The following is an 18,442-nucleotide window of genomic DNA, read 5'->3' as shown; positions in this document are numbered from 1 at the left end:
TGTATTCCATACATTCAACGGCGGGAATGCAGGAAAAATAAAAGGGGAGATAAAATCCCCCCTTTTTGTTAACTGCTTGAGCAAATTGGTTAATTATTCACCAGATGCCTGCTGCGCTTCCGGTTTGCCGTAAATCAGCAGCGGCTTGCTCTGACCATCGATAACCGAGGCATCGATGACCACTTTTTCCACATCTTCCATTGACGGAAGATCGTACATGGTATCGAGCAGCGCGGCTTCAACGATAGAACGCAGGCCGCGAGCGCCGGTTTTACGCGCCATCGCTTTCTTAGCGATAGCATCCAGCGCTTCGTCGCGGAACTCCAGCTCAGCGCCTTCAAGGCTGAACAGCGCCTGATACTGCTTGGTCAGGGCGTTTTTCGGCTCTTTGAGGATCTGAATCAGCGCTTCTTCGCTCAACTCGCTCAGGGTCGCCACCACCGGTAAACGCCCGATGAACTCAGGAATCAGACCAAACTTGATCAGATCTTCCGGTTCAACCTGAGACAACAGCTCGCCTTCGCTGGCCTTGTCGGATTTAGCCTTAACCGTCGCGCCGAAACCAATACCAGAACCGGTTTCTACACGGTGGGAAATGACCTTATCCAGTCCTGCAAAGGCGCCACCGCAGATGAACAGGATCTTAGAGGTATCAACCTGCAGGAACTCCTGCTGCGGATGCTTACGCCCGCCCTGCGGCGGAACCGCGGCAACGGTGCCTTCAATAAGCTTCAACAGCGCTTGCTGCACGCCTTCGCCGGAGACATCGCGGGTGATCGACGGGTTATCCGATTTACGGGAAATTTTGTCGATTTCATCAATGTAGACGATACCGCGCTGGGCTTTCTGTACGTCGTAGTCGCACTTCTGCAGCAGCTTCTGGATGATGTTTTCAACGTCTTCACCCACGTAACCGGCTTCGGTCAGAGTGGTGGCATCCGCCATGGTGAAAGGCACATCCAGCAGGCGCGCCAGCGTTTCCGCCAGCAGCGTTTTACCGGAACCGGTCGGTCCGATCAGCAGAATGTTGCTTTTACCCAACTCTACGCCGTTGCTGGTGTCGCCATTGCGCAGACGTTTGTAGTGATTGTATACCGCCACCGCCAGCACTTTTTTCGCCGGCTCCTGGCCGATAACGTAATCGTCCAGATGGTGGCGAATTTCGTGCGGAGTCGGCAGCGCGCTGCGCTCGCGATGCGGCGCGACTTCTTTAATTTCTTCGCGAATGATGTCGTTACATAAATCAACGCATTCGTCGCAGATATACACGGATGGCCCGGCGATTAGCTTACGCACTTCATGCTGGCTTTTGCCGCAAAAAGAGCAGTACAACAGTTTGCCCGAACCATCTTTGCGTTTATCTGTCATGAGTCCAAACCTCTTATTAAGTTCTTTGTGCCGCACACAACGACGCAAATGCCATTCTCAGGCGCAAACCGCTATGAAGCGTTGTGCCGCCCTCTTACAACCAAGTATAGCGGCACCCTTGCGCCAGGGGCATCAATTACGATGAGTCAAAATGGAGTCGACGAGGCCGTATTCCACTGCTTCTGAGGCAGACAGGAAACGATCGCGCTCGGTGTCACGCTCGATCTGCTCAAGAGATTGACCCGTATGATGTGCCATCAGTTCATTCATGCGACCTTTCACCTTCAGGATTTCGCGGGCGTGGATTTCGATATCCGTCGCCTGGCCCTGGTAGCCGCCCAGCGGCTGGTGAATCATCACGCGTGAGTTCGGCAGGCAGAAACGCTTGCCTTTCGCCCCGGCGGTGAGCAGGAATGCGCCCATAGAGGCCGCCTGGCCCATACAAATGGTGCTCACGTCTGGCTTAATGAACTGCATGGTGTCATAGATAGACATCCCGGCGGTAATCACGCCGCCCGGAGAGTTAATGTACAGATAGATATCTTTTTCCGGGTTTTCCGCTTCTAGAAACAGCATCTGCGCCACAATCAGGTTAGCCATGTGATCTTCTACCTGGCCGGTCAGAAAAATGACGCGCTCCTTGAGCAGACGGGAGTAAATATCAAATGAACGTTCGCCGCGTGAGGTCTGTTCAATGACCATCGGCACCAGGGCCATATGGGGTGCAAAGTTGTCTCGTTCGCCACTGTATGACATTTCCGTCTCCTGGATTAATTTGAAAAAAACCGCTGCACTGATTGTAACCTTACGGACGGATTATCAGCCAGAATTTCTGCTGTCGGGCAGAAGTGCATAGATGCACGCTTCATTACGGCGCATGATTATGCCAATGCAGTTACGTCTCCCGGTTATGGGGATGACGTCGCCATAATTCAAGCATAACAATCTTTTGCCGTAACGCTATCACTGAAATCGCCTTTTCGCACTCATCCTAAGGCTATCATTGCAATAAAAAAACCCGCAGCCTTTCGGCAACGGGTTTTTACTCAAACCTTAAACCTTGAGGCGAAATTACGCCTGCTGGTTCATCAGTTCGCTGAAGGAAGTGGCTTTTTCAGACACTTTAGCTTTCGCCAGCACGGCTTCAACGGCCTGCTCTTCCAGCGCAACGTTGCGCATGTTGTCCATCAGCTCTTTGTTCTTGCTGTAGAACTCGACCACTTCTTTCGGATCTTCGTAAGCGGAAGCCATCTCTTCGATCAGACCTTTTACGCGATCTTCGTCAGCTTTCAGCTCGTTGGTACGAATCACTTCGCCCAGCAGCAGACCAACAACAACGCGGCGTTTAGCCTGCTCTTCGAACAGCTCACGCGGCAGTTCCAGAGCCTGTTTCTCGTTACCGCCAAAACGCTGAGCAGCCTGACGACGCAGAACGTCGATTTCGCTGTCGATCAGTGCAGCCGGTACGTCGATATCGTTAGCTTTTACCAGGCCTTCGATAGCCTGAGACTTAACGCGGTTACGCACGGCGCCTTTCAGCTCGCGCTCCATGTTTTTACGCACTTCAGCGCGCAGACCGGCTACAGAACCATCTTCAACGCCGAAACGTTTGATGAACTCTTCAGTCAGTTCTGGCAGTTCACGTTCTTCAACTTTTTTCAGGTTGATAACGAACTTCGCCGCTTTACCTTTCAGGTTTTCAGCGTGGTACTCTTCCGGGAAGGTCACGTCGATGGTGAACTCTTCGCCAGCTTTGTGGCCTTTGATACCCTCTTCAAAACCCGGGATCATGCGGCCCTGGCCCATCGCCAGGACGAAGTCAGAGGCTTTGCCGCCTTCGAACTCTTCGCCGTCAACGGAACCAGTGAAGTCAACGGTAACGCGGTCTTCAGCATCAACTGCGCCGTCTTTTTCTTTCCAGTTAGCCTGCTGCTTGCGCAGAGTATCCAGCATGGTATCAACATCGGCGTCGGTCACTTCAACAACCGGTTTTTCAACTTCGATCGCTTCCAGACCCTGCAGCTCAACTTCCGGATAAACTTCGAACTCTACCGCGTAGGTGAAATCTTCACCCAGCTTGTATTCGCCCGGAACATAGTTCGGCGCGCCGGCCGGATTAATTTTTTCTTTGATGATCGCGTCAACGAAGTTGCGGCTCATCAGATCACCCAGCACGTCCTGGCGAACAGATGCGCCATAACGCTGAGCAACAACATTCATCGGCACTTTGCCTTTACGGAAGCCGTCAATGCGAACTTTTTTCGCTACGTTGACCAGCTCGCTTTTGACAGCATTCTCGATGCTGTCAGCGGCGATAGTAATCGTTACACGGCGCCCAAGGCCCTGAGTGGTTTCAACTGAAACTTGCATCTTGTTACCTCAAAAAAATCACAGTGCTCGGTCAACTCTGGAAGCGCGAACTGGTTGCTTCGCAGAACCGGGATGCCCTCTTCAAATCAGAAACACATTCCCTGTCGTCAGAATCATCCCGAAGACATTCATAATAAAAGACGCGGCATTATAGCGGCATCACTTTTGTGAGTCGAGAACGGTTGTCGCCCACTGCTGCGGCTTTTTTCACATTTCCCGAGCAAATTTGCCTGCCAAAACGCGCGCATCGCACAATTTTCAGGCAAAACAAAACGGCCCGCAGGCCGTTTTCTCATAAATCTCCACGCAACATACTGGAAAAGCTCCAGCGGTTGCAAATGTGATTTCTACGCGATACTTCCAGCTCCGCGACAAGGAGGAGAAGCAAAGACGGTATCCTGTAGCCCTTCCCACTCTTTGATTGTGTAGGTATGCAACGCCAGAGCGTGCACGGTGCTTGATAGTTCCTCAGTCAACGTTCCGTAAATCATACGGTGACGATTAAGAAAACGCTCGCCAAGGAAGCGATCGCTTACCAACACCACTTTAAAATGACTTTCAGAGCCCGCAGGAACGTTGTGGCGATAGCTTTCATCCACGACTTCAAGATACACCGGGTCGAACGCTGCCCTAAGTTTTGCTTCGATCTGTTCACGTATCATCATGAATTTTCTCCTCCGACAACGCTGTATTGCCGCCATTCCCTTTAAATGTTAGCCGCTTTTACCGCTTCCATTGGGCGAAAACAACAAAAAATTAGCATTCCTCTGATATTTTGCGGCAAAAGTATCAGGTTTACTGATTCTGTCTCGCTGAAGCCCCGCCCGGAAGGAGATAACCGATATGGCAAGGCCAGAAAACGCACAAGACGATGAATTTACATGCGTTGCCACTTCCCCTTGCCGTTGGCGATGTTATGATGGCGGGAATTTTCCTCATTACCACTCCACCATGCGTTGAGACCCTGAACATGTTTAAGAAAATTCTCTTTCCTTTAGTCGCGCTGTTTATGCTGGCCGGATGCGCCACTCCGCCGACCACTATTGAGGTATCGCCGAAAATCACGCTGCCGCAGCAGGATCCGAGCCTGATGGGCGTGACCGTCAGCATTAACGGCGCCGATCAGCGTCCGGATCAGGCGCTGGCGAAAGTCACCCGTGATAATCAGCAGGTTACGCTAACCGCCTCCCGCGACCTGCGTTTCTTGCTGCAGGAAGTGCTCGAGAAGCAGATGACCTCGCGTGGCTACATGATTGGTCCAAACGGCGCGGTTGACCTGCAAATCATCGTCAACAAACTGTACGCCGACGTTTCTCAAGGCAACGTACGCTACAACATTGCGACCAAAGCGGATATTGCCATTATCGCGACCGCCGCCAACGGTAATAAGATGACGAAAAACTACCGTGCCAGCTACTCTGTTGAAGGCGCCTTCCAGGCCTCGAACAAAAATATCGCCGATGCGGTTAATAGCGTCATGACCGATACCATCGCCGACATGGCGCAGGACACCAGCATTCACGATTTCATCAAGCAAAACGCGCGTTAATTTGAGTTGCAGACCCGGCCTCGCGTCGGGTCTGCACGATATGCTATGTCCAATCATTATTTACGCATTTTCACGCAGCCAAAATCAGCTATCCTGCTGATTCTCGGTTTCGCCTCTGGATTACCGCTAGCCCTGACCTCCGGCACGCTACAGGCGTGGATGACCGTTGAAAACATCGATCTCAAAACCATCGGTTTTTTCTCGCTCGTCGGGCAGGCCTACGTCTTTAAGTTCCTCTGGTCGCCGGTAATGGACCGCTATACGCCGCCGTTTCTTGGTCGTCGACGCGGCTGGCTGCTGGCGACCCAGATCCTGCTACTTATTGCCATTGCGGCGATGGGATTCCTTGAACCTTCCACGCAACTACGCTGGATGGCGGCGCTGGCGGTCGTTATCGCTTTTTGTTCCGCCTCGCAGGATATCGTGTTTGACGCGTGGAAGACCGACGTGCTGGCCGCAGAAGAGCGAGGTACCGGGGCGGCAATCAGCGTGCTGGGCTATCGTCTGGGGATGCTGGTTTCCGGCGGGCTGGCGCTATGGCTGGCCGATCGCTGGCTGGGATGGCAGGGAATGTACTGGCTGATGGCCGCACTGCTAATCCCCTGCATTATTGCTACTCTGCTGGCCCCGGAACCCAGCGACGTCATTCCGGTGCCGAAGACGCTGGAGCAGGCCGTCGCCGCACCGCTGCGCGACTTCTTCGGCCGCAATAATGCCTGGCTTATTCTCTTGCTTATCGTCCTTTATAAGCTTGGCGACGCGTTTGCCATGAGTCTGACCACCACCTTCCTGATTCGCGGCGTCGGTTTTGATGCGGGCGAAGTGGGCATGGTCAATAAAACGCTCGGCCTGTTCGCCACGATTGTCGGTGCGCTTTATGGCGGCGTGCTTATGCAGCGCCTGACGCTTTTCCGCGCGCTGCTGATTTTCGGCCTGCTGCAGGGGGTATCCAACGCCGGGTATTGGCTGCTCTCAATTACCGATAAACACCTTTTCTCCATGGCGACGGCGGTGTTTTTCGAAAACCTGTGCGGCGGAATGGGCACGGCGGCATTCGTTGCGCTGCTGATGACGCTGTGCAATAAGTCATTTTCAGCCACCCAGTTCGCTTTGCTCTCAGCGCTCTCCGCCGTTGGGCGCGTATATGTGGGGCCTATCGCCGGCTGGTTTGTCGAAGCCCACGGATGGCCTGCTTTCTATCTCTTTTCCGTTGTTGCTGCGGTTCCGGGGATTTTGCTGCTGTTAATTTGTCGCCGTACGCTTGAACATACTCAACGTTCGGAGAGCTTTATGCCGCGCACGCTTTTTCCTCAGGCCTACGGGCTGGCATTAGTTATTCTGGCGATTGGCTGCCTGATGCTGGCGATATGGCTACTGCTGCTGGTGCTCAACGCGCTGGATTACACCAACTTCTCCTTCCTGGCAGGCCTGCTTGAGGTTGCCGTTCTTACCGCCGTTGCAGGTATTTTGCTCGGCGCGTTTCTTGACTACCTGGCATTGCGCAAAACTGAGTTGATTTAAATCAGCGCAAGAACGTAAATGGACGTTGTAATTACTAAACGTAATTATAACGTCTTATTAACGATTTTATATTCAACGTACCTGATTTGTTGTTTTGTGCGTTTTAGATTTCTGGAAATTATTGACAATTTTTATGCAAATCTATAAATAATTTAACCGATTCAGCTCAGCTGGTTTTATTTTTTGCTTTTATGATGTCTTTAATTTGATAATTAATTGTTAATTATTTGTTTTGTTTTGCAGGTGGTTATGCTCATTCTCTTATAAACCCTTTCGTTCTTATCCCTTTCGTTATCAATCCCGCGTAAATCAAGGTTTGCAAGCTATAATGTCACACTCCGTAACATATGTGACAAGGCAAGCAGAAGCCGCTAACATAGAACAGACACAGCTCCAACTATGTTTACAGTAATGCAACCTTCCCGTAAAATGCCCGTACACTTTAAGCGCCACCAGATTCCGTGGAATTGAGGTCGTTCAATGAGACTTAGGAAATACAATAAAAGTTTGGGATGGATGTCATTAATCGCAGGCACTGTATTACTCAGTGGTTGTGATTCTGCACTCCTCGACCCAAAAGGACAGATTGGACTGGAGCAACGCTCTCTGATTCTGACGGCCTTTGGCCTGATGATGATCGTCGTTATTCCAGCCGTCTTGATGGCAGTAGGATTTGCCTGGAAGTATCGTGCGAGCAATAAAGATGCGAAGTATAGTCCGAACTGGTCACACTCCAACAAAGTTGAAGCTGTGGTCTGGACGGTTCCTATTCTGATCATCCTGTTCCTGGCCGTTCTGACCTGGAAAACAACTCACGCATTAGAGCCGAGCAAACCGCTTGCTCACGATGAAAAACCTATCACCATCGAAGTCGTTTCGATGGACTGGAAATGGTTCTTCATCTATCCGGAACAAGGCATTGCTACCGTCAACGAAATCGCCTTCCCGGCGAACGTACCGGTACACTTCAAAGTGACCTCCAACTCCGTGATGAACTCGTTCTTTATCCCACGTTTAGGTAGCCAGATTTACGCAATGGCCGGGATGCAGACTCAGCTGCACCTCATCGCGAACGAACCTGGTACTTACGACGGTATCTCCGCCAGCTATAGCGGCCCGGGCTTCTCAGGAATGAAGTTCAAAGCTATCGCCACGCCGGATCGTGCAACCTTCGATCAGTGGGTAGCGAAAGCCAAACAGTCTGCGAACGCTATGGACTCCATGGAAACGTTCGACAAACTGGCTGCGCCTAGCGAATACAACAAAGTGGAATACTTCTCTAACGTGAAACCTGATTTGTTTAAAGATGTGGTGAACAAATTTATGTCTCACGGTAAGAGCATGGATATGACCCAACCCGAGGGCGAGCATGCAGCGCACGAAGGAATGGAAGGCATGGACATGAGCCACGCGGAAACCGCTCACTAAGGGGCCGAGGAAGAAAACGATGTTCGGAAAACTTACACTGGATGCAGTGCCCTACCATGAACCCATTATTGTGGTTACGGTGGCTGCAATTATCATTGGGGGGCTGGCGCTTCTGGCTGCCATCACTTACTTCGGTAAGTGGTCCTACCTTTGGAACGAGTGGCTGACTTCGGTTGACCACAAACGTCTCGGTATCATGTACGTTATCGTAGCAATCGTCATGTTGCTGCGTGGCTTTGCTGACGCCGTTATGATGCGTAGCCAGCAGGTGCTGGCCTCGGCCGGGGAAGCAGGCTTCCTGCCGCCTCATCACTACGATCAGATCTTTACCGCCCACGGCGTTATCATGATCTTCTTCGTAGCGATGCCGTTTGTTATCGGTCTGATGAACCTGGTGGTTCCGCTTCAGCTCGGTGCACGCGACGTTGCCTTCCCATTCCTTAACAACCTGAGCTTCTGGTTCACCGTTGTGGGCGTGATTCTGGTTAACCTTTCTCTGGGCGTCGGTGAATTCGCGCAGACCGGTTGGCTGGCCTATCCGCCGCTATCGGGAATTGAGTACAGTCCGGGCGTCGGGGTCGATTACTGGATCTGGGCTCTCCAGCTATCCGGTATTGGTACAACGTTAACCGGTATTAACTTCTTTGTTACGATTATCAAGATGCGTGCCCCTGGCATGACCATGTTCAAGATGCCGGTATTTAGCTGGGCATCTCTGTGCGCCAACATCCTGATTATCGCCTCTTTCCCAATTCTGACCGTCACCGTCGCGCTGCTGACCCTGGACCGCTACCTGGGCACCCATTTCTTTACCAACGATATGGGTGGCAACATGATGATGTACATCAACCTGATTTGGGCCTGGGGTCACCCGGAAGTGTACATTCTGGTTCTGCCGGTATTCGGCGTCTTCTCCGAAATCGCCGCAACCTTCTCGCGTAAGCGTCTGTTTGGCTACACCTCGCTGGTATGGGCAACAGTATGTATTACCGTTCTGTCGTTCATCGTTTGGCTGCACCACTTCTTTACTATGGGTGCGGGCGCGAACGTAAACGCCTTCTTCGGTATTACGACCATGATCATCGCTATCCCGACCGGGGTTAAGATCTTCAACTGGCTGTTCACCATGTACCAGGGCCGCATCGTCTTCAACTCAGCAATGCTGTGGACGATTGGCTTTATCGTGACCTTCTCCGTAGGCGGTATGACCGGCGTTCTGCTGGCGGTACCGGGCGCAGACTTCGTGCTGCACAACAGCCTGTTCCTGATCGCGCACTTCCATAACGTCATCATCGGTGGCGTGGTGTTCGGTTGTTTCGCAGGTCTGACCTACTGGTGGCCGAAAGCCTTTGGCTTCACGCTGAACGAAACCTGGGGCAAACGCGCTTTCTGGTTCTGGATCATCGGTTTCTTCGTGGCGTTTATGCCGCTGTACGTGCTGGGCTTCATGGGTATGACCCGTCGCCTGAGCCAGCAGATTGACCCGCAGTTCCATCCGATGCTGGTTGTTGCAGCCTGCGGTGCGGCGCTGATCGCCTGCGGTATCCTCTGCCAGCTGATTCAGTTCTACGTGTCTATCCGCGATCGCGAGCAGAACCGCGACCTCACCGGTGACCCATGGGGCGGCCGTACGCTGGAGTGGGCAACCTCTTCTCCTCCGCCGTTCTACAACTTCGCTATTGTTCCTGTCGTTCACGAGCGTGACGCGTTCTGGGAAATGAAAGAAAAAGGCGAAGCGTATAAGAAACCGGCTGGCTATGAAGAGATTCATATGCCGAAAAACAGCGGCGCGGGCATTGTCATTGCAGCTTTCGCAACGTTGTTTGGTTTCGCAATGATCTGGCATATCTGGTGGCTGGCGATTGCAAGCTTCGTCGGCATCCTGGCGACCTGGATCATTAAGAGCTTTGACGAGGACGTGGATTACTACGTGCCGGTTGCAGTAGTCGAAAAACTGGAAAATCAGCATTTCGATGAGATTAACAAAGCAGGGCTGAAAAATGGCAACTGATACTCTTGCGCATAACGCCCACGCGCACGAACACGGGCACCATGATACAGGACCGATGAAGGTATTCGGTTTCTGGATCTACCTGATGAGCGACTGCATTATCTTCGCCACTCTGTTCGCTACCTATGCCGTTCTGGTGAACGGCACGGCGGGCGGTCCGACCGGTAAAGATATTTTTGAACTGCCGTTCGTTCTGGTTGAAACCGCGCTGCTGCTGTTCAGCTCCATCACCTACGGCATGGCGGCTATCGCCATGTACAAAAACAACAAGAGCCAGGTCGTTTCCTGGCTCGCGCTGACCTTCCTCTTCGGGGCAGGATTCATCGCGATGGAGCTCTATGAATTCCATCATCTGATTGTTGAAGGTATGGGTCCGGATCGCAGCGGCTTCCTGTCAGCGTTCTTCGCGCTGGTCGGCACCCATGGTCTGCACGTGACTTCAGGTCTGATCTGGATGGCGGTGCTGATGGTTCAGGTTTCCCGTCGTGGGCTGACCAGCACTAACCGCACCCGTATTATGTGCCTGAGCCTGTTCTGGCACTTCCTGGACGTCGTGTGGATCTGCGTGTTCTCTGTTGTTTATCTGATGGGGGCGATGTAATGAGTCATTCTACCGATCATAGCGGCGCTTCTCACGGCAGCGTGAAGAGCTACATGACAGGATTTATTCTGTCGATCATTCTGACGGTTATCCCGTTTGCAATGGTGATGAGTGGCTCCGCATCGCATGCGGCAATTCTGGGAACCATCCTGGTTACTGCAGTTGTGCAGATTGTGGTACACCTCGTGTACTTCCTGCATATGAACAGTAAATCGGACGAAGGTTGGAACCTGACCGCATTTATCTTCACCGTAATCATCATTGCTATCGTAGTCGTTGGCTCCATCTGGATTATGTGGAACCTGAACTACAACATGATGATGCACTAAGAGCGGCGAGTATGTTTAAGCAATACCTGCAAGTAACGAAACCAGGCATCATTTTTGGCAACCTGATCTCCGTGATTGGCGGTTTCCTGCTGGCCTCCAAAGGCCACATCGACTATCCGCTATTTCTCTGGACGCTCCTCGGAGTATCCCTGGTGGTCGCCTCGGGTTGTGTTTTCAACAACTATATCGACCGTGATATCGATCGTAAGATGGAACGGACGAAAAACCGGGTGCTGGTCAAAGGGCTGATCTCGCCAGAAGCTTCGCTGGTATACGCCACCGTGCTGGGTATTGCTGGCTTCATGCTCCTGTGGTTTGGCGCTAATCCCCTGGCCTGCTGGCTGGGGGTGATGGGGTTCGTGGTTTATGTCGGCGTTTACAGCCTGTACATGAAGCGCCACTCCGTCTACGGCACGTTGATTGGTTCTCTCTCCGGCGCTGCGCCGCCGGTGATTGGCTACTGCGCGGTTACCGGTGATTTTGACAGCGGTGCCGCGATTCTGCTGGCGATTTTCAGCCTGTGGCAGATGCCCCACTCCTACGCTATCGCGATCTTCCGCTTTAAGGATTATCAGGCAGCGAATATTCCGGTTCTACCGGTGGTGAAAGGCATTTCAGTCGCCAAAAATCATATTACCGTTTACATCATCGCCTTCACCGTGGCTACGCTGATGCTCTCTCTGGGCGGCTACGCCGGATATAAATATCTGGTTGTCGCTGCGGCCGTGAGCGTCTGGTGGCTCGGTATGGCGCTGCGCGGCTATAAAGTGGCGGATGATAAAGTCTGGGCGCGTAAGCTGTTCGTCTTTTCGATTGTCGCCATTACCGCGCTGTCGGTGATGATGTCCGTTGACTTTATGGTGCCGGATTCACATAGCCTGCTGGCTTACGTCAGTTAATATCGCTTAATGGCGTATCGTTCGATACGCCATTATTTTCACCTTACTCTTTCTTAATCACTCCTCTATTTCTTACGTTCTGACTAGTTCAGGTGAATGTTTGCACCGCGTCATGCAGCACAAGGCCCGGCGTAAATAGAGTCGTTCAATAAACCCCGCGATCCGCTGGCGAAACACAGCCGATCAGTTTAATCCACGAAGGTAGATAAATTACGTGCAGACTCAATATAAGTCCTGCGCCCCTCTTGTCTGGCTTCATACTCGCTTCAGAATAGCCGCTACAATATTCATAATTTGAAATGAGCTGGTTTATCTTCGTCTCTATTCCCACTGATTTAAATTGATATAAAAATTCAACAATTCACACGCCTGGACAGCTAGCCTGCCGTAATTCGTCAATGGTAGTCTTGCGCCGTGGGTACAAGACCCACTAATAAAAATTTATTCAATTAAACAAGGATATACCAATGAAAGAATTAACTATTGGCGAAATGGAATCTATTTCTGGCGGTTTTAATCTGGTCGATTTTGCGACCAGCATTACCAGCCTGGTTGTCAACGCCGGTAGCGGCTTTAGCGATTTTATCACCACCGCTGGTACCACCATCGCCAACGCCATCATTAACGGTACCGTTGAGCTCGGCAAATTCCTGACCGGCGCATCTGACTGGAGCGAATATCTCTCCGCAAGCCATGCAGGCTTGAATGATGCCCTCAGCGCCCTTTCCAACAGCTGGTCCTCTTTCGCCGGTGAGATGGCAGCAGACTGGGGTGCCTTCTCTAAGAACCTGACCGCTTAAGTCAGTCTCAAACGATCTTAAGGCAGGGTTAGCCCTGCCTTTTTATCTGCGCGGTATTATGACGCCTCCCCTTCCGTTGCATCAGTCCATGGATATTATCTCACCCCACCAGCATCGCCTGGGCGCTATAGAGTAAATCCAGATGATCGCGACACAGCGCCTCCAGCGAGGTTCTCGACTGATGGCTGGTTAAGCTCAGCGCCCCCCAGTAGAGCCCTTCCCTGTCGGACAGCGGCACCGCCAGCACCAGCATGCCAATTTCAAACTCCTGCTCAATCGCGGCATAGCCCTGCCGACGCACCTGAGCGATCTTTTCCATTAAAGCCGCTACGTCCGTTACCGTATAGGGCGTGCGCTGTTCGCGGCGGATCCGCTGCAAAACGGTTTCACATTCATCTTCCGCCAGCGAAGCCAGCCAGAGCCGCCCTCCGGCGGTACAGTAAATCGGCACCCTTTCTCCCAGACGCACTGAAGTCGAGTTAAACGGCGTATGCTTGCTGCGGGCGATATAAACCAGCTCATCGTCATCAATCACACCTACCGAAGCATGCTCTTCCGTTCGGCTGGCGATGTACTCCACGATCGGTCGCACCATCCGCGGAAACTGCGCCGAATCCACATACGCCTGCCCCAGCCTTAACGCTTTGGGCGTCAGCCAGTAGTGACGTCCGTCGGTCTGCAGATAGCGCTCATGCAGCAGCGTGAGGAAAAAACGGCGTGCGGCGCTAGGCGTCAGACCGCTCATTTTCGCCGCCTGCGGCACCGTGAGACGCGGAAACTCTTTCGAAAATAGCTGGATCAGCGCCAACCCCTTTTGCAGGCCGACGATTAGATCGCGGGAATGAATCTGGTTTTGCATAGCTGTTCACACTTTCGCAACAATATGATCAGTTTAGCGCGATTATCGCAGTGGTGGTGCGATTAACAACCAGTATGGCCGAATTCTGCGTTGTCGCTCTCAGCTTCCGCTGAAATACTTTCACAACATTCATTTAACAAAATGAGGTTGGAAATGGTCAGTGGATTCACTCAGGTCGTCGCCGTTATCGGCCACCCGATTACCCAGGTTAAATCGCCGGAGAACTTCAACCGCTACTTCGCCGAACGGCAGATGGATAGCATCATGATCCCGGTGGATATCGCTCCGCAAGCCGTTGCTGATTATCTCAATACGCTACGCGGCTGGCACAACATGAGCGGCGTGCTGGTTACCGTTCCGCATAAACAGCGTGCCGCTGCCCTGGTTGATGAGTTAACGCCGCGAGCCCGACACCTGAATGCCGTCAATGTCATCCGTAAGCTGGCCGATGGCCGTTTGCAAGGCGATATGCTGGATGGCGTCGGCTTCCAGCTTGCCGCAGAGGCGCATGGATTTAATGCCGCGGGTAAAAAAGCGCTTCTCTCCGGCTGCGGCGGCGTCGGCAGCGCAATTGCCTGGGGATTATGCGAAGCGGGCATCCTTCAGCTGGCCCTGCATGACCAGAATCCCGCTACCCTTCAGCAACTGCATAACCGACTGGCAGCCCATTTTCCCCACGTTCAGCTCAGCGACCTGCCCACTACCCTTACTGGTCTGGATTTAGTGGTGAATGGCTCTCCAGCGGGAATGACCGGTTTCGCTTCTTTACCGCTGCCGCAGGCGCTGCTGGAAACCCTTCCCGCAGCAACGCATGTCGCTGACGTGGTAACCGCGCCGATCGTCACCCCGCTTCTGGCCTTCGCCCGCGATCGCGGCTGCACTATCCAGACCGGGCCGGAGATGGCGCTGGCGCAGATGAAACTCATGGGGCAGTTCATTGGCGCTATTCCGCAGGAACAAGGAGCGGCAGCATGAAAAGCTGGGATGTCATCGTTATCGGCAGCGGCGCAGCAGGCTTTGCCGCGGCGGTGACCGCCAGCTGTAAAGGGCTGTCGGTGCTGATGCTGGAAAAAGCCCCGCAGTTTGGCGGCACGTCCGCCATTTCCGGCGGCGCGGTATGGATCCACGATAGCGATCAGGCGCGAACAATGACTACAGACGATAGTCAGCAGGCAATCAAAACCTATCTGCGGACCATCATCGGCGAGCCCAACTATCGTCAGGATCTGATCGAAGCTTTTATCTCTTCGGGACGCGAGGCGCTGGCGTTCCTTGAAAAAGAGGGGGCGGTGAAATATAGCCTGCGTCCGCTTTCTCCGGATTATTACCCGGATGAACCCGGTGCCGTCGACGTCGGCCGGGCGCTGGAGGTGGTGGAGTTTGACGGGCGCAAGCTGGGCGAATATTTCCGCGATCTCCGTTCTCCTCCGCCGGGGATGCTGCTATTTGGCGGAATGATGGTTAATCGGGTCGATATCCAGCACTTTCTCGATCTGCGCCGCTCCCTGCGCTCTATCACCCACTGCGGCAAGCTGCTGCTGCGCTACGGCCGCGATCGGCTCAAATACCCTCGAGGAACACGGCTGGCGATGGGTAACGCGCTGATAGCGCGCATGGCGACGCTCGCCTTTCGCAAAGGAATGCAGCTCAGGCTCAACGTGAATGTGCTTTCGCTAAGCGAACGCAATGGCGAAATAACCGGCGTGGAAATCGAGAACGATGGGCAGCCACAGCGCCTCGAAGCCCGCTGCGGCGTGGTGCTGGCGGCGGGAGGTTTTGCCGCAGGCAAACTGGCTGAACGCTATCGCCCTGCTACTCGCGAGCACTACACCATGTCGCCCGCCGCCAACGACGGCGCCGCGCTGCGCCTTGCCGCCGCGGTCAATGCCCGCGAAGGCGCCGATCTGCCGTCTAACTTTTTCTGGGCGCCGGTCTCGGTTTTACGGCGTCCCGACGGCACGCAAGAGCGCTTCCCTCACCTGGTCACCGACCGCGCGAAACCCGGCGTCATTGCCGTTAACCAGCGAGCGGTTCGCTTCGTGAATGAATCAAATTCTTATCACCATTTCGCCAGCGCCATGCAAAGCCGGGCAGAAAACGCCCCCTGCTTCCTGATTTGTGACGCTCTGGCCATGAAGCGCTATGGCCTTGGCCTTGCGCGCCCTGCTCCGGTGAATAACGACGCGCTGGTGAAGGCGGACTATCTGCACCAGGCCGAAACGCTGGCGGAACTGGCGCAACAGCTCGGGCTGGACCCGCAGACGTTGGCAGAAACGGTGGCACGCTATAACCGCGATGCCGCCCAGGGCCACGACCCGGAGTTCGCCAAAGGCGGCAACAGCTATAACCGCGCGATGGGCGATCCCGGCCATCGGCCAAACGCCTGTAACGCTCCGCTGACCAGCCCGCCGTTTTACGCCATTACCCTCTATACCGGCGATCTCGGCACCTCGCGCGGCCTGGTCACTACCGCCAATGCTCAGGTCATTAACCAGCAGGGGCGCCCCATTAAAGGGCTCTATGCCGTCGGTAACGATATGGATTCGATTATGGCAGGCACCTATCCCGGTCCAGGCATTACTCTCGGCCCGGCGCTCACCTTCGGCTATCTCTCAGCCAGCCATATGGCGCAACAACACGCACTCTCAACAGGAGAAAATTATGATCTATGAAAAACGTACCTACACCATTAATCCGCTGAAAATGGCCGACTGGCTGGCGTTATATAAAAGCAATGCTTACGCCGTACAAACCGAACATCTCGGCAAACTCATCGGCTTTTTCTTTACTGAAATTGGGGTGGTTAATCAGGTGGTGCATATCTGGGCCTATGAAAGCCTGGACGATCGCCTGGTGCGTAGGGCGCGCATGGCGCAGGACGAACGCTGGCTGACGTTTTCACGCAAGAACCGCGAACTGGCCGCCGTTGAGCGCCTGGAGTCGGTTCTTCTGCGCCCTACTGATTTTTCACCGCTGCAATAAGGAGTCGGTTATGAGCGGGCAGATGAACGTGGATGTTCTGGTGGTCGGCTCCGGCGCGGCGGGGCTCTCCGCCGCCGTCACTGCCGCCATTGGCGGTGCCAGCGTGCTGGTTGCGGAGAAAGAGTCGGTAATTGGCGGCACCAGCGCCTGGTCCGGCGGCTGGCTGTGGATCCCGCATAATCCGCTGGCGCGTGAAGAGGGGATTAAGGAAGAGCCCAACGCACCGCTGGTTTATTTGCAGCATGAAATGAACGGTGAACCCGCCGATGCGCGCCTGCTTGCCTACTTACGGCACGGACCGGAGATGATTGACTTTTTCCGCCGCCATACTGCCGTGCAGTTTCTTTCCGGCAGCAAAATGCCCGATTTTCATCATTCGCCGGGATCGGCCGCCGGAGGGCGCTCGGTCACGGCGCAGCCTTTCGATGGGCGGCTGCTCGGCGACTGGCTGCATCGCCTGCGCCCGCCTCTGGAGACTATCAGCCTCGCGGGGATGGGCATTGCCGGCGGCACGGATATGGCACACTTTTTCAACGCCACTCGCTCGCCGCGATCGGCGCTGTATGCCAGCCGTCGCCTGCTGCGCCACGGCTGGCAGCGGCTGCGCGCCGGACGCGGACAGCATCTGGTTAACGGCAACGCTTTGGTTGCCCGGCTGCTGCGCTCGGCGCTGGATGCAGGAGTGACTTTTCAGCTTAATGCGCCGGTTGAACGGCTGCTCGCATCCGGGAACGGAGTAAAGGGCGCGATATTACGCAGCGACGACGGCCGGATAGAGGTTCGGGCCGGTGCGGTGATCCTCGCCTGCGGCGGCTTTCCTCACGACAGACAGCGCCTGGCCGAAAACGTGCCGCACGCCGCCAGCGGCTATGGCCACTTCTCCGCCGCGCCTCCGGGTAATCAGGGGGAGGGCATCCGCCTTGGCGAAACGGTCGGCGGCCAGTTTGATACCACGCTCAGGCATGCGATGGCCTGGGCGCCCGTTTCGCGCGTGACGCAGGCCAGCGGTCTGCAGCTGGTCTTCCCACATCTGGTTGAACGCGCCAAGCCCGGCTTTATTGCCGTACTGCCCAACGGTAAACGCTTTACCAATGAGGCTGATTCCTACCACGATTTTATCGCCGCGCTGCTGGAGGCCACGCCGCCAGGCGAAGCGCCACAGGCGTGGCTGATTGGCGATAGCCGTGCGCTTCGGCGCTATGGGTTAGGCCATGCCCGCCCTTTTCCTTTTGCCCCGGAGTCCTGGCGACGCACCGGCTATCTGTACGTCGGCGAGACGCTGGAAGCGCTGGCGAAAGCATGCGCTATCGATTCGCAGCAGTTGGCGAAAACGATCGCCCGTTTTAACGGTTTTGTAGACAAGGGGGAGGATAAGGATTATCAGCGCGGCGCGTCGGCATACAACCGCGCGCAGGGGGACGCCAGCCGTTCCCCTCACCCTACGCTTGGGAAACTCAGCCGCGCGCCTTTTTATGCGGTACGCATTCTGCCCGGTTCGCTGGGCTCCTTCAGCGGTTTAATTACCGATGAGAATGCGCGGGTTCTCAACGCGCAGCAGCAACCGATTCAGGGCCTTTACGCCATCGGCAACGATATGTCGAGCGTGATGCGGGGATTCTATCCCAGCGGCGGTATCACGCTTGGTCCGGCCATGACCTTTGGCTACATGGTCGGTAAAAAACTGGCAGAAAACATTAATAAAGCAACGCAGTAAAGCATTTTACC

At 54.3% G+C, this 18,442-nt stretch carries 17 protein-coding genes; 12 read left to right on the top strand and 5 right to left on the bottom strand.

Annotated elements, in window-relative coordinates:
* Nucleotides 1-93: 93 nt before the first annotated feature.
* The 4 genes from clpX to bolA all read right to left on the bottom strand — a co-directional run bounded on the left by clpX (nucleotide 94) and on the right by bolA (nucleotide 4,403).
* Nucleotides 94-1,368 (bottom strand): ATP-dependent protease ATP-binding subunit ClpX, encoded by a 1,275-nt coding sequence (clpX, locus tag IAE27_RS00875; RefSeq protein ID WP_004099538.1) that lies wholly within the window; start codon nucleotides 1,366-1,368, stop codon nucleotides 94-96.
* 132 nt (nucleotides 1,369-1,500) lie between these two features.
* Nucleotides 1,501-2,124 carry an ATP-dependent Clp endopeptidase proteolytic subunit ClpP gene (gene clpP / locus IAE27_RS00870; protein ID WP_003021624.1) on the bottom strand — a complete coding sequence of 208 codons (624 nt, stop codon included), beginning with the start codon at nucleotides 2,122-2,124 and terminating at the stop codon, nucleotides 1,501-1,503.
* Nucleotides 2,125-2,439: 315 nt separating this feature from the next.
* The gene (gene tig / locus IAE27_RS00865; RefSeq protein WP_004099537.1) at nucleotides 2,440-3,738 is read right to left on the bottom strand and encodes a trigger factor; all 1,299 of its coding nucleotides are present in this window, start codon (nucleotides 3,736-3,738) and stop codon (nucleotides 2,440-2,442) included.
* A 347-nt stretch (nucleotides 3,739-4,085) separates the two neighbouring features.
* Nucleotides 4,086-4,403 (bottom strand): transcriptional regulator BolA, encoded by a 318-nt coding sequence (gene bolA / locus IAE27_RS00860; protein ID WP_004133447.1) that lies wholly within the window; start codon nucleotides 4,401-4,403, stop codon nucleotides 4,086-4,088.
* Between the two features lie 305 nt (nucleotides 4,404-4,708).
* Here bolA and IAE27_RS00855 point away from each other — a divergent pair, with 305 nt between their 5' ends.
* The 8 genes from IAE27_RS00855 (at nucleotide 4,709) to IAE27_RS00820 (ending at nucleotide 12,876) form a co-directional block, all read left to right on the top strand.
* Entirely contained in the window at nucleotides 4,709-5,287 is a 579-nt protein-coding gene (locus tag IAE27_RS00855) for a lipoprotein (protein WP_004111021.1), read from the top strand.
* 45 nt (nucleotides 5,288-5,332) lie between these two features.
* On the top strand, nucleotides 5,333-6,808 hold the full coding sequence (ampG, locus tag IAE27_RS00850) for a muropeptide MFS transporter AmpG (RefSeq protein WP_032727877.1): 1,476 nt from the start codon (nucleotides 5,333-5,335) through the stop codon (nucleotides 6,806-6,808).
* 480 nt (nucleotides 6,809-7,288) lie between these two features.
* Nucleotides 7,289-8,236 (top strand): cytochrome o ubiquinol oxidase subunit II, encoded by a 948-nt coding sequence (gene cyoA / locus IAE27_RS00845; RefSeq protein ID WP_004099529.1) that lies wholly within the window; start codon nucleotides 7,289-7,291, stop codon nucleotides 8,234-8,236.
* A gap of 19 nt (nucleotides 8,237-8,255) precedes the next feature.
* Nucleotides 8,256-10,247: a cytochrome o ubiquinol oxidase subunit I gene (cyoB, locus tag IAE27_RS00840; RefSeq protein ID WP_004099527.1), complete on the top strand. Its 1,992-nt coding sequence runs from the start codon at nucleotides 8,256-8,258 to the stop codon at nucleotides 10,245-10,247.
* Nucleotides 10,237-10,848: a cytochrome o ubiquinol oxidase subunit III gene (locus IAE27_RS00835; protein WP_004099525.1), complete on the top strand. Its 612-nt coding sequence runs from the start codon at nucleotides 10,237-10,239 to the stop codon at nucleotides 10,846-10,848. Before cyoB ends, IAE27_RS00835 begins: the two co-directional genes overlap by 11 nt.
* Complete coding sequence (locus IAE27_RS00830) at nucleotides 10,848-11,177, top strand: cytochrome o ubiquinol oxidase subunit IV (protein ID WP_004099523.1); 330 nt, start codon at nucleotides 10,848-10,850, stop codon at nucleotides 11,175-11,177. Before IAE27_RS00835 ends, IAE27_RS00830 begins: the two co-directional genes overlap by 1 nt.
* An 11-nt stretch (nucleotides 11,178-11,188) precedes the next feature.
* Nucleotides 11,189-12,076, top strand: coding sequence for a heme o synthase (gene cyoE, locus IAE27_RS00825; RefSeq protein ID WP_004111018.1), 888 nt, complete (start codon nucleotides 11,189-11,191; stop codon nucleotides 12,074-12,076).
* Nucleotides 12,077-12,543: 467 nt separating this feature from the next.
* Nucleotides 12,544-12,876 carry a hypothetical protein gene (locus tag IAE27_RS00820; protein WP_070557192.1) on the top strand — a complete coding sequence of 111 codons (333 nt, stop codon included), beginning with the start codon at nucleotides 12,544-12,546 and terminating at the stop codon, nucleotides 12,874-12,876.
* 100 nt (nucleotides 12,877-12,976) lie between these two features.
* Here the strand turns inward: IAE27_RS00820 and IAE27_RS00815 are convergent, their stop codons facing one another.
* A complete protein-coding gene (locus IAE27_RS00815) occupies nucleotides 12,977-13,735 on the bottom strand; it encodes an IclR family transcriptional regulator C-terminal domain-containing protein (RefSeq protein WP_004099518.1) in 759 nt (252 codons plus the stop codon).
* A gap of 153 nt (nucleotides 13,736-13,888) precedes the next feature.
* On the opposite strand from IAE27_RS00815, the gene IAE27_RS00810 reads away from it, so the two are divergent.
* The 4 genes from IAE27_RS00810 to IAE27_RS00795 are packed head-to-tail and all read left to right on the top strand — an operon-like array spanning nucleotide 13,889 to nucleotide 18,431.
* On the top strand, nucleotides 13,889-14,710 hold the full coding sequence (locus tag IAE27_RS00810; protein WP_016808680.1) for a shikimate dehydrogenase family protein: 822 nt from the start codon (nucleotides 13,889-13,891) through the stop codon (nucleotides 14,708-14,710).
* Nucleotides 14,707-16,407, top strand: a complete 1,701-nt coding sequence (locus IAE27_RS00805) for an FAD-dependent oxidoreductase (RefSeq protein ID WP_142475292.1) — start codon at nucleotides 14,707-14,709, stop codon at nucleotides 16,405-16,407. Before IAE27_RS00810 ends, IAE27_RS00805 begins: the two co-directional genes overlap by 4 nt.
* Entirely contained in the window at nucleotides 16,397-16,717 is a 321-nt protein-coding gene (locus IAE27_RS00800; RefSeq protein ID WP_070557190.1) for an NIPSNAP family protein, read from the top strand. Before IAE27_RS00805 ends, IAE27_RS00800 begins: the two co-directional genes overlap by 11 nt.
* A 10-nt stretch (nucleotides 16,718-16,727) precedes the next feature.
* Nucleotides 16,728-18,431, top strand: coding sequence for an FAD-dependent oxidoreductase (locus tag IAE27_RS00795; protein ID WP_070557189.1), 1,704 nt, complete (start codon nucleotides 16,728-16,730; stop codon nucleotides 18,429-18,431).
* Nucleotides 18,432-18,442 lie beyond the last annotated feature (11 nt).

The organism is Klebsiella sp. S69, from assembly GCF_016516145.1.
GTDB lineage: Bacteria > Pseudomonadota > Gammaproteobacteria > Enterobacterales > Enterobacteriaceae > Klebsiella > Klebsiella oxytoca.
Note: the sequence above shows the minus strand (reverse complement) of the source record. Positions and strands in the feature narration are given on the sequence as shown.